The organism is Vibrio sp. PNB23_22_6 (assembly GCF_052877535.1).
In genome coordinates this window covers 1-14,186 of sequence record NZ_JBNFXP010000015.1, presented here as the reverse complement: position 1 = coordinate 14,186, position 14,186 = coordinate 1, and the positions used below count along the sequence as shown (strand labels likewise).

Annotated in this window: 17 protein-coding genes, 1 tRNA gene and 1 pseudogene; 6 read left to right on the top strand and 13 right to left on the bottom strand. The window is 45.2% G+C overall.

Annotation, left to right across the window (positions count from 1 at the left end):
* Position 1: 1 nt before the first annotated feature.
* The 9 genes from flgH to ACVA54_RS12650 all read right to left on the bottom strand — a co-directional run bounded on the left by flgH (position 2) and on the right by ACVA54_RS12650 (position 7,672).
* Positions 2-781, bottom strand: a complete 780-nt coding sequence (gene flgH / locus ACVA54_RS12690) for a flagellar basal body L-ring protein FlgH (protein WP_099079279.1) — start codon at positions 779-781, stop codon at positions 2-4.
* Between the two features lie 30 nt (positions 782-811).
* Complete coding sequence (gene flgG / locus ACVA54_RS12685) at positions 812-1,600, bottom strand: flagellar basal-body rod protein FlgG (RefSeq protein WP_099079278.1); 789 nt, start codon at positions 1,598-1,600, stop codon at positions 812-814.
* A gap of 18 nt (positions 1,601-1,618) precedes the next feature.
* The gene (locus ACVA54_RS12680; protein WP_099079277.1) at positions 1,619-2,368 is read right to left on the bottom strand and encodes a flagellar basal body rod protein FlgF; all 750 of its coding nucleotides are present in this window, start codon (positions 2,366-2,368) and stop codon (positions 1,619-1,621) included.
* Between the two features lie 316 nt (positions 2,369-2,684).
* The gene (gene flgE / locus ACVA54_RS12675) at positions 2,685-3,998 is read right to left on the bottom strand and encodes a flagellar hook protein FlgE (RefSeq protein WP_099079276.1); all 1,314 of its coding nucleotides are present in this window, start codon (positions 3,996-3,998) and stop codon (positions 2,685-2,687) included.
* A gap of 31 nt (positions 3,999-4,029) precedes the next feature.
* Positions 4,030-4,737: a flagellar hook assembly protein FlgD gene (gene flgD / locus ACVA54_RS12670; protein ID WP_099079275.1), complete on the bottom strand. Its 708-nt coding sequence runs from the start codon at positions 4,735-4,737 to the stop codon at positions 4,030-4,032.
* Positions 4,738-4,753: 16 nt separating this feature from the next.
* Positions 4,754-5,167, bottom strand: a complete 414-nt coding sequence (gene flgC / locus ACVA54_RS12665) for a flagellar basal body rod protein FlgC (RefSeq protein WP_099079274.1) — start codon at positions 5,165-5,167, stop codon at positions 4,754-4,756.
* 5 nt (positions 5,168-5,172) lie between these two features.
* Positions 5,173-5,568, bottom strand: coding sequence for a flagellar basal body rod protein FlgB (gene flgB, locus ACVA54_RS12660; protein ID WP_446649662.1), 396 nt, complete (start codon positions 5,566-5,568; stop codon positions 5,173-5,175).
* 338 nt (positions 5,569-5,906) lie between these two features.
* The gene (locus tag ACVA54_RS12655; protein ID WP_446640824.1) at positions 5,907-6,734 is read right to left on the bottom strand and encodes a protein-glutamate O-methyltransferase; all 828 of its coding nucleotides are present in this window, start codon (positions 6,732-6,734) and stop codon (positions 5,907-5,909) included.
* Positions 6,735-6,745: 11 nt separating this feature from the next.
* Positions 6,746-7,672: a chemotaxis protein CheV gene (locus ACVA54_RS12650; RefSeq protein ID WP_099079271.1), complete on the bottom strand. Its 927-nt coding sequence runs from the start codon at positions 7,670-7,672 to the stop codon at positions 6,746-6,748.
* Between the two features lie 76 nt (positions 7,673-7,748).
* Here ACVA54_RS12650 and flgA point away from each other — a divergent pair, with 76 nt between their 5' ends.
* The 3 genes from flgA (at position 7,749) to ACVA54_RS12635 (ending at position 9,387) form a co-directional block, all read left to right on the top strand.
* Positions 7,749-8,495, top strand: a complete 747-nt coding sequence (gene flgA, locus ACVA54_RS12645) for a flagellar basal body P-ring formation chaperone FlgA (RefSeq protein WP_099079270.1) — start codon at positions 7,749-7,751, stop codon at positions 8,493-8,495.
* A gap of 128 nt (positions 8,496-8,623) precedes the next feature.
* Positions 8,624-8,935 carry a flagellar biosynthesis anti-sigma factor FlgM gene (flgM, locus tag ACVA54_RS12640; RefSeq protein ID WP_099079269.1) on the top strand — a complete coding sequence of 104 codons (312 nt, stop codon included), beginning with the start codon at positions 8,624-8,626 and terminating at the stop codon, positions 8,933-8,935.
* Positions 8,936-8,961: 26 nt separating this feature from the next.
* Positions 8,962-9,387, top strand: a complete 426-nt coding sequence (locus tag ACVA54_RS12635; RefSeq protein ID WP_099079268.1) for a flagella synthesis protein FlgN — start codon at positions 8,962-8,964, stop codon at positions 9,385-9,387.
* Between the two features lie 114 nt (positions 9,388-9,501).
* Here the strand turns inward: ACVA54_RS12635 and flgP are convergent, their stop codons facing one another.
* The gene (flgP, locus tag ACVA54_RS12630; RefSeq protein WP_099079267.1) at positions 9,502-9,933 is read right to left on the bottom strand and encodes a flagellar assembly lipoprotein FlgP; all 432 of its coding nucleotides are present in this window, start codon (positions 9,931-9,933) and stop codon (positions 9,502-9,504) included.
* Positions 9,934-9,942: 9 nt separating this feature from the next.
* Entirely contained in the window at positions 9,943-10,581 is a 639-nt protein-coding gene (locus tag ACVA54_RS12625; RefSeq protein WP_099079266.1) for a FlgO family outer membrane protein, read from the bottom strand.
* Between the two features lie 170 nt (positions 10,582-10,751).
* Between ACVA54_RS12625 and ACVA54_RS12620 the strand changes: the two genes are divergently transcribed.
* Both ACVA54_RS12620 and ACVA54_RS12615 read left to right on the top strand, forming a co-directional pair.
* Positions 10,752-11,885, top strand: a complete 1,134-nt coding sequence (locus tag ACVA54_RS12620) for a flagellar assembly protein FlgT (protein WP_446649661.1) — start codon at positions 10,752-10,754, stop codon at positions 11,883-11,885.
* Between the two features lie 65 nt (positions 11,886-11,950).
* Positions 11,951-12,027: transfer RNA gene (locus ACVA54_RS12615), tRNA-Arg, on the top strand.
* Positions 12,028-12,048: 21 nt separating this feature from the next.
* Here ACVA54_RS12615 and kch read toward each other — a convergent pair.
* Both kch and ACVA54_RS12605 read right to left on the bottom strand, forming a co-directional pair.
* Positions 12,049-13,200, bottom strand: coding sequence for a voltage-gated potassium channel protein (gene kch / locus ACVA54_RS12610; RefSeq protein ID WP_182852595.1), 1,152 nt, complete (start codon positions 13,198-13,200; stop codon positions 12,049-12,051).
* Between the two features lie 42 nt (positions 13,201-13,242).
* Positions 13,243-13,797: pseudogene (locus ACVA54_RS12605) on the bottom strand (glutaminase); the annotation flags it as partial.
* On the opposite strand from ACVA54_RS12605, the gene ACVA54_RS12600 reads away from it, so the two are divergent.
* Positions 13,775-14,186, top strand: a 412-nt coding sequence (locus tag ACVA54_RS12600; RefSeq protein WP_446644452.1) for a glutaminase, incomplete at its 3' end; no start/stop codon positions are given. The pseudogene ACVA54_RS12605 and the gene ACVA54_RS12600 sit on opposite strands and share 23 nt — an antisense overlap.

Below are 14,186 nucleotides of genomic sequence, written 5' to 3'. Positions count from 1 at the left end.
CTTACAAAGCGACATTAAAGAATCGTGCCAAGAAGCCCGGCTCTTGCATATCTTGTGCTAGGCCTGTGCCTGAGTATTGAATTCTTGCGTTAGATACACGGTTTGACGCAATCGTATTGTCGAAGTTGATATCATCAGGACGAATTGTACCGCTCAAACGAATGTACTCATCGCCAGTATTTAACGTCATCCATTTCTCACCACGGATCACAAGGTTACCGTTTGCCAGCACTTCAATCACTTCCACCGTGATGTAACCGCTAATGCTGTTGCTTTGCTTAGCAGAAGAGTCACCGACGAAGGTGTTGGTGTTGTTTAGTTCGTACGAGAAGTTGTATTTGCCGCCAATTTGCAGCTCTTGACCACCGACAGACAGAGGTTCCATCGTTGCATCGTTGGTTTTCGATAAGTCCGCGTTCGCGCTCTTAGTCGCACGTGTGGTTTCATCTAGCGTTACAGTAATGATGTCACCGATACCACGCGGCTTAGAGTCATCATAAAGATCGGTAATGTGCTCAGCGCTGAACAATGAACCTGTTGCCGCAGCGTAATGCTCTGGCTTCTGTTTAGGGTGAATCGGTGCCCACGCAGGATCGCCAGCGACCGGATCCGTTCTGCCACGTAAAGTGTCAATGATGCCGCTACTCTCTTCTTGCGATTTATCACCTTCAACCGCATCCACAACGGTGGTCGTTTGCGTCACTTCAACCGTCTCGATGGGGTCGAGCATTGTGCAACCAGACATCGTGGCGATAAGTGCAAGTAGACAAATACGTTTCATCATTGGCTCCTTAATTATTCGTCCTAGTTATCACAACTGCTGATTCACAAAGCTCATCATCTTATCAACCGATGAGATCACTTTTGAGTTCATTTCATACACGCGCTGCGCTTCAATCATGTTGACCAGCTCTTCAGTCACATTCACGTTGGATGCTTCCAACATCGACTGACGGATCTCACCCAAACCATCGAGACCAGGGACACCTTCTTGTGGGTCACCACTTGCGCCTGTTGGTAAGTAAAGGTTTTGACCAATTGGCTCTAAGCCGCCTGGGTTAACAAAATCCGTAATCGTCAACTGTCCAACAACCTGATTGTCTTGCTGGCCTCGTACTCGCACCGACACTTCACCATCGGTACCAACAGTGATAGAAATCGCGTCTTCAGGAATGACAATTTCTGGTTCTACCGGGTAGCCAGAACCAGAGGTCACCAGTGTACCTTCACCATTTAACGTGAATTGACCATTACGGGTGTAACCGATATTGCCGTCAGGCATCGTGACTTGGAAGAAGCCATCGCCTTCCACCATCATATCTAATGCGTTGGTCGTGGTTTGCGCGTTACCGTGGGTGTGCACCTTTTGCGTTGCCACGACTTTAGAACCCGCCCCTAGCATTAAGCCACTTGGAAGCTCTGTATTTTGAGATGACTGACCACCTGGTTGGTTGATGTTTTGGTAAAACAAATCTTCGAATACTGCACGGCTCTTTTTGTAGCCCACGGTTGAAGCGTTCGCCAAGTTGTTCGAAATCGTTGCGATATTGGTCTGCTGAGCGTCTAGACCCGTTTTACTTACCCATAGTGCTGGATGCATTGTGAACCTCTAACTCTGTTAACTCATACGAAGCAATGAATCTGAAGATTTATCCATCTCTTCAGCGGTGCTCATCATTTTGACCTGCATTTCAAACTGACGCTGTAGATCAATCAGTGCGGTCATTTCACCTACGGCGTTGACGTTACTACCTTCAATTGCACCAGTTTGGATGCTGATGGTTCCATCTGCTTCGTAAGGCTGATTTGGAGTTTTGTGGCGAAATAAGCCATTGGTATCTTTAAACAAACTTTGATCGTCTGTACGCACAAGCTTAATACGATCAACCACGGCTAATTCTTCAGCCGGCGCACCTTGAGGCAGTACAGAGATGGTGCCATCACGACCGATTTCAATTTTTGAGACAGGAACAGGTAAGGTAATCGGTGCGTTGTTTTCACCAAGCACCACGTGACCACTTGCGTTAGTCAGTAAACCGTTTTGATCCACTTTTAGATTACCGTTACGCGTCAAACCTTCTTTACCGGTGTGATCCATAACAGAGATCCAACCACTGCCTTCAACGGTAATATCGAGATCGCGGCCTGTCGTAATCACACTGCCTTGAGCAAAGTTATGCCCAGGACGTTCTGTCATACTGAATACACGCGAAGGGTGACCTTCACCATAAGCTTGCATAGAACGAGCTTGAGCTAAATCAGCACGAAAGCCAGTCGTACTTACGTTTGCCAGGTTGTTGGCACGCAATTGCAGGGCCTGCATATTTTGCTTGGCGCCACTCATTGCGAGAAACAGTGCGCGATCCATAAATTACTCCAAAAATTCTCTGTACCATGGAGTAAACAGCAAAAGCTATGCCAACATTAAAATGTCACTATTAATCAAAGAGTTGAGTTGAAATGCGCGGATTATCGGAAGTAATTTAAGATGAATATACCGAAGGAGAGGCAAGGTTTTTAACCACCGAGCGGCAACAGCGGCAAACAGGAGATCAAAACAAGCTCAACCTGAACTGAGGTGTGTTCCGGTTGAGCATTAGATGAATGCCATACTATTATCAAACGAAGCGGCAAGCGCACGCAGCGTTTGATGAAACAGATTATCGAACTATCGGCCTAGCGCCCTAGCGAATCTGCAGGATATTTTGTTGCAGTTGGTTGTGTACTTCTAGCGCACGTGAGTTTGCTTGGAAGTTGCGTTGAGCAGAAATCAGATCCACCAACTCCTGAGTCATATCAATGTTTGACTGTTCCAACGTACCGTTGTTGATCGTGCCAAAAGAGCCTTTGTTTGACTCACCCCAGATCTTGTCACCAGAAAACTGAGTTGAATCCCATTGAGTGCCGCCTTTCTTATCTAGGCCTTGTTCGTTAGGAACTCGTACTAATGCCACTCGCCCCAACGTCACGTTTTCACCGTTTGAGTAAGTACCCAATACGCTACCGTACTCATCAAAATCGATCTTTGTTAAGAAGCCCGTGGTTGCACCGTCTTCATCAAACTTGGTTAGCTCAAACGGCGCGGCAAACTGAGTCGCTGAATTTAGACCGAAGTTAAGCGTCTGTGCTGGATCGGCACCATTTAGATCCACCGGACTGCCATTTGTTGCTGGGTCACCCAGTGCAACAGAAGTGATTGGCTGACCATTGTTCAAGCTTGCCAACGTACCATCGTTGTTGAACTTCATTGTGTGGCCAATGTGTCCCGTCTGCGTTGCAGCATCACCATTAGCAACGTTTAGCGGTTTCTCACCTGCTTTGTCTGTTACGGTATAGTAAGTTTGCCACGTGTTCGGCTGGGTTTGATCTTTCAAGTAGTAGGTCGTTAACTTGTAAGATTGACCCATCGAGTCATAAATCGTTGAAGACGTAGAACGGTTATAGGTCTCTGGATTTGAAAAATCGAATTGGGTTGGATCTTTCAAATCACCATTTGCCGGCAAGTTCACGCCCACTTCAATATTTGCTGTCTGCTTTGGCTTACCAAATTCAGCAGGAATTTTGAGTGGTTGAGGCTCATAAGAGAGAACGTCACCTGTGTCTTTATTCACTTCGTAACCAAGCAAAAACTCATCGTTGGCCGTTACCATGTAGTTATCTTTGTTCAAATGAAAGGCACCATTACGGGTCAATTCATTCTGTTGTGGCACCATGCGTTCTTTTGCCACCGCAAAGAAGCCAGAGCCCGCTACACGTAAATCCATTGGGTTGTTGGTATAAATGCTTGAACCTTCGTGAAACTGCTGCGCCACTTGGTTTGCTTGCGCACCACCACCCGGTGTGGTCTTTGCGTTAGTGAACAAAGAGTTTGAATACACATCGCTGAACTCCGCACGAGACTCTTTAAAACCGTAGGTGTTGGCGTTCGCAATGTTATTACTTGTGGTGTTCAAATCCAGTTGAGCGGAGGACAGACCGCTTAAAGATACATATGACATTCCAAAATCTCCTAATCTAACATGCTATTGATTACGCTTTGCCGACTTCCAACACTTCTGCAAGTCGAACTGGCGATTCAAAGCCTGCCAGATTGAGTAATACGTTTCCGTCGCCCTTACCTAGCAACACACTATTCACGTTCGCATAAGTCGATACTGGAAACTCTTGCGATGTCCCTTCGACCAAGCCAGACGCTTTCACATTGTATTTGCCAGCAGGTAATGGATTTCCGTTTTCATCATTACCGTCCCAAAGCACACGAGTGTCACCGGCTGGTTTCGCACCTACCTCAAAAGTACGCACCAGTTGGCCAGCTTCGTTTTCCACTCGAACAAATAGGTTATCGAGTGGCTGTGTAAGCTTCACCATTGCCGCCATGCTCGCATTGTCTTGCTTCACACCCGCCGCACCTGGGACCAAAACGTCACGACCAACCAAAGAGGAAGCCTGCAATGCTTGGTTTGACGTCATTGACGAGTTTAAGCTCTCAAACTGAGAGTTCATCTTGCCGATACCATCTACGGTCGCAAATGACGCCATTTGCGCAATCATCTGGTCATTACCTACCGGCTTAAAAGGATCCTGCTGAGACAATTGCTTAGTGAGCAAAGATAGGAAGTCTTCCTGTTTCAGGTCCTGCTTACCTGTGCTCTCGTTGGCTTTTTTGTTCTCTTGTAGGCTTTTAAGCTGGTCGATGTAGGACAAGCCGCTTTGACCAATGTTATTAATTCCGGCCATACGCTACCCCCTTACCCTATTGACCCATCTGCAGCGTACGCAGCAGCATCTGTTTACTAGAATCAGCCACTTGCACATTGGTTTGGTAAGCGCGAGAAGCTGAAATCATATTTGCCATTTCTTCCATTACATTCACGTTTGGCTTGTAGATGTAGCCTTCTTCGTTTGCAAGGGGATGATCAGGGTTGTACTCCGCATTCAGCGGTTTATCGCTTTCTACAATACCCAGAACTTTCACCGGCACCGTATCACCGCCACGCATGGCATTACTTAACTCAGCACCAAACACAGCATGACGCGCCTTGTAAGTGTCTTTCGCAGAGCTGCTGACACTGTCGGCGTTGGCCAAGTTGCTCGAGGTAGTATTCAGACGAACAGACTCAGCGCTCATTGCAGAACCTGTCACATTAAAAACGTTAAATAAGCTCATCTAAATTATTGCCCTTTGATTGCTTTGGTTAAGTTCTTGAATTTGCCGCCTAGAAAGTCTAGCGAGGCTTGGTGTCTAATTTGGTTTTGCATAAACAAGTTACGCTCTAAATCCAAATCAACTGTATTGCCATCGCCTGTATCTGGTTGAGTAGGAAGACGATATAGTTTATCCCCCGTCAACGTAGTAGTGGCAGGAATGTGCCGACCATCCGTTCGGCTAAGACCGATGCTTGCCCCTGAACTTGCCGCCTGTAATTCCTTAGTAAAGTCTAAACCTCTTGATTTGTAGCCAGGCGTGTTTGCTTGCGCGATGTTGGTGGAAATCACCTCCGCGTTGCGCTCGCGTACACCCACCGTGTGTTGGTGAATACCTAGTGCATTGTCAAAAGAAATAGCCATGTTTGCCTCTACATTAAGAACTGACCGTCATTAGTAACCAAAAGCAATTAGCATGCCAAAAAGCGATGTGCCGTTTTGCCGTTTGGTTATCAACGTAATGGATCGCAATAAGCAAGCCAAAGTAGGTGATTGAATGTCATATCAAGTCAGTTAATCAATCTGACTCACTAAAAAATATACACCCTTTGATGCATTGAAGGCAAAAATGGCCAGATCTTTAACGAGGAGAAACGCAGAAATGAGTAACGAAATGGTGGGATGGAAAGGAACAAAAAGAAAAGCCTGAAACAAGGTCAGGCTTCATTGTTTTAAAAAGAGTCCGCTATTTTAGCTTATCGCTACTTTAACTTGTAAATAATACCTGGATTACAGCGCACCATTTCAAATTTGTCGGTCAAACCAGTGAGCGATTCCGAAGCACCCAACAGCAGGTAACCACCAGGGTTTAAGCTGTTTGCCATTTGGTTCAGCACTTTCGATTTCATCTCTGGTGAGAAGTAGATCAAGACATTACGACAAAAAATAATGTCGAATTTCCCTAAAAGGGCGTAACTGTCCATCAAGTTCTGAGGACGGAAATTCACCATACGTTTTACGTTATCTTTTACTTTCATGCGTCCATCACCTGCGTCTTCAAAGAACGTACGGCGACGTTCTGGTGAAAGACCACGCCCCAAAGCAAGGTTGTCGTAAACACCCGCACGGCACATATCCAACATATTTGAAGAGATATCGGTAGCCGTGATCGATACGCTAGGCAGCAATCCAGGCTTACGTTGCTGTGTCTCTAGCACCGTCATCGCCATTGAGTACGGCTCCTGACCAGAAGAGCTAGCCGCTGACCAAATCTTAATTGGTCGTTTATTTGCCGCCATCTCCGGCAAGAGTTTGTCAGCTAATACCGTGAACGGATAAGCATCTCGAAACCACAATGTTTCGTTCGTCGTCATTGCATCCACTGCAGCAATACGCAGTTCACGATTGCGCCCTGTTACGACATCACGCAGCAAATCAGACAACGATGCGAGCTTAAACTTAGTCACCAGTGGGCTCAATCGGCTGCGTACGAGGTATTGCTTACTGTCACCTAATACGATGCCACATTGTGATTCTAGAAAACGGCTAAAGTCACGATACTCTTGATCACTGATTGTAATAGCAGTCATTAATGTCTCTTTTATTGTATTAATGCAGATTTAACTGCGTTCCCCAACTCACCTGGGTTAAATTTCGCAATGAAGGAGTTTGCCCCTACTCGCTCGACCATCGCTTGGTTGAAGACACCACTCAATGAAGAGTGAAGAATAACATAAAGGTTCTTCAAATCTGCATTTCTGCGAATTTCAGCGGTTAACGTATAGCCATCCATTTCTGGCATTTCGATATCAGAAATGACCAAAGAAATCTGATCGTAGATGCTACCTTCTTGCGCCATTTCTAGCAGCTTATTGTATGCTTCTTTACCATCTTTCACCGAGATCACTTCAAATCCGATGGCGCTAATCGCTCGTTCCACTTGCTTACGAGCGACCGTTGAGTCATCCGCGATTAAAATGCGGCGTACTATCGGCTTCGCCTGCTCTGCTTGAGCGATTTCTTCACCAATGGTCGAATCCATGGTTTCGTCTACCGGTGCAATCTCTGCCAAGATTTTCTCAACGTCCAGGATTTCTACTAGCTCGTTGTCGATGTTGGTTACTGCGGTTAGATAATGTGCTTTACCTGCGCCGTCAGGCGGCGGCAAAATCGCTTCCCAGAGCATGTTAATAATGCGCTCAACTGAAGAGACTAAGAACGCTTGAATAGTTCGGTTAAATTCCGCGATCACAACAAAACATTTATCGATGTCTGTGGTTGGGCGACCACCGATCGCCAAACTCAAGTCAATCACTGACACGGTATGGCCACGGATATGAGCAACACCTTTTACTAGAGGGTGTAGATTTGGCAATAACGTCAATTTAGGACACTGCAGTACTTCTTTTACTTTGAATACGTTAATACCGTAGCGCTGTCGTCCCATCAACCGAAAAGTCAGTAGCTCCAATCGGTTTTGGCCGACGAGTTGCGTACGCTGATTCACCGAATCAAGAATCCCCGTCATATGCTCATCTCCATCTCAAACTTTTTGTTTTTAAATGATACTCTACGACTGGCAGGCATAATACCAGGGAAACAGTATGGCGCACCATAATATAATAGCGACACCATTGACTATGACTATAGGTAGAGCAGTCATCACAAAGTACGCTAAGTCTATCGGCATTATGCTCAGTATGTTTAGCTTTTTTGTGCAGTCAGCAACAGAAAACCAACTTGAACAAATTAGAACCGCTGCCGAGCAACATATTCTTACCACGGTCGAGCAACCAGTCGGAGGAGAATTGTCAGTGGGCGCGGCAAATATTGATCCACGTATTAGAGCCACTGATTGCCCTGAGCCCCTTACTACGTCTGCATCTTCAACCAGTAGCACACGCAGTAATATCAATGTATTAGTTGAGTGTCCGATCGATAACTGGAAGGTGTATGTTCCGGTTCGGATTTCTGCATCTGTACCAATGATCGTTGCGACTCGTCAACTGGGGCGTGGCGAAATCATCAGTGCTTCGGATATCACTACATCGATGATCGAATTACAGCGCTTTCGTAAAGATGGCTTTACTCGCGAGGAACAAGTGATTGGGGCAAAACTAAAACGCAATGTACGCTTGGGTGATGTGGTCGAGCGCAATGATGTGTGTGTGGTTTGCCGCAATGAAAAAGTGACGATCAAAGCGGTGAAATCAGGCATGACCATTACCACTAAAGGTACGGCATTACAGGATGGTTCCACTGGTGATCAAGTAAGAGTGAAAAATGACAAGTCCCAACGTATAATAGAAGGCATTGTGACTGGCATTGCGGAAATCACCATCACCTTTTAGTCCTGTTTGATAACTTACTGGCGGTGATGGAAAAATGTACAATAAAAATGCAAAAATTCCCTAAAGTTATTTTGCTAATGGTCGATAGTCTGGATACCAGTATTACGATACGAATTTAAGGTTGAAATATGGTAAGTATAGATAATATACGCTCAGGCCAGATGACGACGACAAGTCGCTCACCTGCCCGTAATGATTCTACGGCGACAAGCACCACGGAATCAAAAAAAGCGCTAGCACAACAAGACGCCGTCTCATTGAGCCAGCAAGGTAAGGCCGTCAGCAAGCTGCAAAAGGATATGGCTGCATCTCCAGCTTATGACAGTGCAAAAGTAGCGGCAATTAAAGAAGCAATCGCAAACGGCTCATACAAAGTTGATCCAGAAAAACTGGCCGACAATATGATTAAGTTTGAAAACGAATTGCAAGGCAAAAGCTAACTGACTTAGGCCCAAGGTAAGTATTGATGGCAGCATTAGTCGATCTTGTTAACTTCCAGCTGGAAAATGCAAAAGCACTTTCTGGTGTGTTACGCCAAGAAACACAAGCGATCACCGCTCGTGTCTCTTCTGAGATCGAGAAATTTGCCAAAGAAAAAATGACACTCATTGATCAACTGAGAACCACCGATCAACGAATTGCCTCTCACCCGCACGTCAATCAACTTACTGATGACGCAAACCTAAGTCAGGTTGTCGCACAGATCCAATCCATCATCCTCGATTGCCAACACACCAATCAAATAAATGGGGAATCGCTCAACCGTGCTCAATTGAGCTTCAACAAGCTCAACAATATGCTTCAGCATACCCACGGTAAGATCGGCATGACCTACAATGCCGGCGGTAAAACTCATACCATCTCAACGCTCGGCACGAACATCAAAGCCTAAAAACGCGCCTTGCTCTCCTGCCCATCCCTGTTAGCACTGAATGTCGCACATAAAAAAGCAACCAATTGTTGCCAATCAGTCGCTAGAAAAAATTACCTGATTCGTAGAAATGGGTTAAAACAAGGTCTGCTGACGCTTCTCAGGTACCTGTTGTACTTCACCGTAATCACGCAGTTTATCCATCTTACGGATGTCTAAACGAAGCTCAGTAACGTAACTGTCTTCAACTAGATAGCTACGCACGACCTCCGCCCCACGGATCACACCATCAACGGCACCCGTTGTCGTTTCAATACCAAGACGCTGATCTTCTAGCTCAGCACGGCCGCTTACTCGCATACCATACACTTGCTCAGCTAACTCTCGGTAAGCATCAATCTTCGACGCACGCATAGCACGAACACGCTTCTCTTCTACCGTGCGGCCAGTTTGCTCACTCACGCTCGCGTAGCCCACCGCAACTAAAATATCATCTTGGCGCATCTGTTGTAATGGCTGACAGCCCACCAGCACCAATGTCACTAGAATAAATAATAACTTTTTCATGCTTGTTTCCTACGGGCGGAGAATCACAGTGTATGGTTGTCGAATGGTAGGATCAGAACGAATCAATACCCCGTCTTGAGTACGGATACTATTCAGTGTATCTAAATCACGGCCAATACGATCTGCTGGCAAAAATGCTTGTGCTGAAGCCACAACAATACGGCTTTGCATACCGACAATACGTGCATTCACTAAAACGCCACCTTCCTGACGTAACATCGTTCCAGTCAGTACGTATTGAATTTGTTGTTCATGCGCCAAATCTTGCCAATCACGACTTAGAGCAAAGTCACCTTGTTGAGTCACCTGAATAGACCCTGTCGTTTTAAAGTCCACGACCTTAAAACCACGACGTTGGAATTGGTGAATAAACCCTTCCGATATCGAGTTACCCAACCAGTTAGTCGCATCCATATTTTGCAAATCAACAAATGATGTAATCGCAACAGGTGTACGTGATGACACCGCTACGTTTGAAACCATCAACTCTTCCGTCATGCTTTCAATAAAGAAGTCCATTGTGTGGCGTGGGCTGTCCATGAGCATGAACTGGCTGCCGGAATACGGTTCTTTACCATTGTAAATTGGTGAGTACGCGCACGATGTCAAAAGCGTCATCATCGATGCGGCAACAAGCCATCTTTTCATGGTTTGATTCTCCAGATAATCTTAGGTGTCACTGTTTTTTTGATTACTTCTCTGCCGAGAAATGCAATATTGGAACAGTCCTTGCTTTCTTCTGTTGTCAAACTTACAAAAAGCCACCAAACTTCATTGCAATTGATAAAGCAATATCTATACCCAAACGGCAAGAAACAATGAAAAAAATATTTTTTAGCGTAATTTCAATTACTTTTATATTACTTCTGCCATTTCGTACGGCAGCGTCATGGTATGAAGTGACAGGCATTGCCACGATCGTTTCTTCAGATGAAGCGGCAAGGTTGCACGCATTAGAGGATGCACTCTTCAAAGCCGTCAATTTTTCGGGCGCAGATATTGGCAGCATTAGCAATTTGATGCCACTGCTAGAAGAAAACCGCAAAGAGTACCTATTCACTAATCATGAAGTACGCTACATCTTGGTGGAATCAGAGCGCAAACGCCGTGGCAAAATGGAAATGAAGATCCGTGTGGATATCTATCCATCGGCAACGGGTTGCCACGTGAATCAATATAAGAAAACCGTGTTGGTCGGCAACATCGACGTCGTGTCACCGCAGCAAGCAGTGATGGGACAAATTTACCGTGTGGGTGATGATTTCAGTGATGTAGTAAACCGCCAATTGGACCAAACTTCTCGTAGCTTTGTCTCGGTTGGCACAACCGATTATTCAATCCATAGCCACTATCCAGAGCGAACCCAAATGATCGCCCAGGACAACGGTGCACAGTACATCATTGGCGGAGAAGTCACCGACCTGACGGCGACGGTTGATGCTAAAGTGCTTAAAGATGATATCATCAATCGACAGTTTGCATTGGAAATAAAGGTTTACGATGGAAAAACCGGTCACGAGGTTTACCAAAAAAACTACCGTGAAGTCGCGCGTTGGCCATTTGCCAAAACCAGTCAAGTCGATACAAGCAGCGCACGTTTTTGGGCATCCACTTACGGTGAAATGATGCTGCGTGTAAGCCGTAATATTATGCTCGACTTAGAATCAGAGCTGTCTTGCAAAATCACTTTACCAGAAGTAGTAGCCGTGTTTGGTAATACAGTCACCATGGATCTCGGTCGCATGCACGGCGTGAAAGAAGGCGACAAGCTGCAATTGTGGCATACCGCCTCTTTCATCGACCAAAAGGGTCTGCCACGTAATAAAGTCTCGCAGAGCGCTATCACGTTAACGGTTTCACGACTCTACGAGCACGAAGCAGAGCTGACCATTGACCAGCCAAATCTGGCATCAAGCGTACAGATTGGTGACGTAATGAACAAAGTGCTTTAAAAACATGAACAGAGTCTTGTTATGTGACTGTTTTTTTATATCATACACCACGTATCTGAATTAACGCCCCCATGGCACAGCTGGATAGCGCAGTCCCCTCCTAAGGGACAGGTCGTAGGTTCGAATCCTACTGGGGGCGCCATCTTTTTTCAGCTCGTTAGTATTACTTTCCAGAGTCAAGAAACATAGAAATTAAATCGTTGTTATCCATGCTCTCTCCATTTAATAACCGAGCGAGCACCTCACTGCCAAGTAATTGTGGCGATAATAAAACATCAGGCTGAACTCTTTTTATTTTGTTCATGTTTTTACTATCATTGACAATTACCACCGTTTTTGCATTTGGATTAAGATCCTTTGCAGACAGAACAATAAATGCGTTGTCTGCATCGGTGTCAGTGAGAGCAAGAATCGCTTTGCAGTTTTCTAATCCCGCACTCTTTAACACTGATGTATCGCAGCTGTCTCCGGATATAATGTCATACTTTCCTTCCAGACTTTGTTCAATTTGCTGAAATTCATCGGTTGGTCGAATAGTAATAATCGTAATTGCCAAACCGCGCTCTCTTAATCGAAGCACCGTATTCATGGCCATTGTAGAGGTACCGCAAATAATAAAATGATCTTTCCTTTCCATCACTTTTCTATCTCCCTGAATTAACTTACCAAAACTTTTATTGAGTAATGGACCAAGCACGGTGCTCAATGATGTTGCAAAAATGGCAATCCCAGCAGTAATCATGGAGGCAGAAAAAAGTCTCGCAGAATCACTCACTGGCAAAATGTCACCATACCCCACCGTTGTCATCGTAACCAGAGAGAAATAGAACGCCGTTGTCAGCGAATCAATTTCTGGCTTAAACCCGTCTCCAAAGTACAAGCTGCCATAAGTAGAGTAGATAATAAGAATGATAATACTGATAAAAGCAACGATACTACCTGCTGCTGTACTGCTATGATGAAAATGCTTTCGTAAAAAAAACATGACAAACAGCGTCAATACACCTAATGAAAAGTTAACAGTGAGATTAGGAAAGTACTGGGCAGTAAATATGAGATAAACGATCAGCAAAATACAGCTCATCGCCCATGCAGCTCTTGCTTTGAAAAATAGTCCAATGCAATTTAACAATTGAAAGACGCCAAGCAATAGCCAAGGCAAGTTCTTTATCGTTTCAAAGTTAAGCTTTGAAATATCATCAATTAAAAAAATAATATCAAAAGATTGATTTGCACCAAAAGCGACGTCAAATATTAATATACTATTAAGTAACACCATCAATGATGCTATAATATATCCGTACTTTTCCCACATATTATTCACCCATCATTGACATTACTCATGCACTCGTAAATGTTATTCATTTACGCGTGCATTAAAAATATTCCATCCCATTTTGTTTGCAACAGACTTGATCATCAACTGACCTCGAACACTGTTTCCGGCTTCATCCAAAGGCGGGGAAAACGCTGCCAGCGCCCCAACATTGGGAATAACGGCAACCAAGCCGCCCCCTACGCCACTTTTACTAGGTAACCCCACCTCAAATGCCCAGTCCCCACTGCGTTCGTACAATCCCTCTGTTGTCATTTCTGCCAACAAGGAAGGAACCAATGAATTCTTTAAAACCGTTTCTGAAGTAACAGGATTAACGCCGCCGTTGGCAAGACACGCCCCCATTGTGGCAAGATCAACACAATTAAAAAGCGTAGAGCATTGCCTGGTATACACATCACACGCTTCAAAAGGATCAGAGTACATGCATTTTGAGGCCCCAAGAAGCAGAGCAATCGCTTTGTTATGCGTGTTCGTGCTCTGCTCTGATTTGTTAACTTGTGCAGATAATTTGATCTTGCTCCCCGCCATAGCCGATTGCATCTCCAGTATCTTGCTCCATCGTTCTTCTGCGCCCGTTTCACTCGTCGCGGCAGAATTGGCGCAAGTTCCATCAGATTTGACTGGGCTGTGCTTTGTATCGGTATCTGGTCATATGCATGCCATTGACGATACAGAATATAAATTTGCCATAGAGTCGATTTCCCAAGTGATGACGTTGGCATTAGCGCTTAATCAGCATGGCAGTAAAGTGTTGCATGAAAAAATTGGCGCTGATGCGACTGGACTACCATTTAATTCGGTGATGGCGTTAGAGCTTCATAACGGAAAACCGTTAAGCCCGTTAGTGAATGCAGGGGCAATGGCCACAGTAAGTTTGGTGAAAGCAACGGGCGCAGAAGAACGATGGAGCAAGATACTGGAGATGCAATCGGCTATGGCGGGGAGCAAGATCAAATTATCTG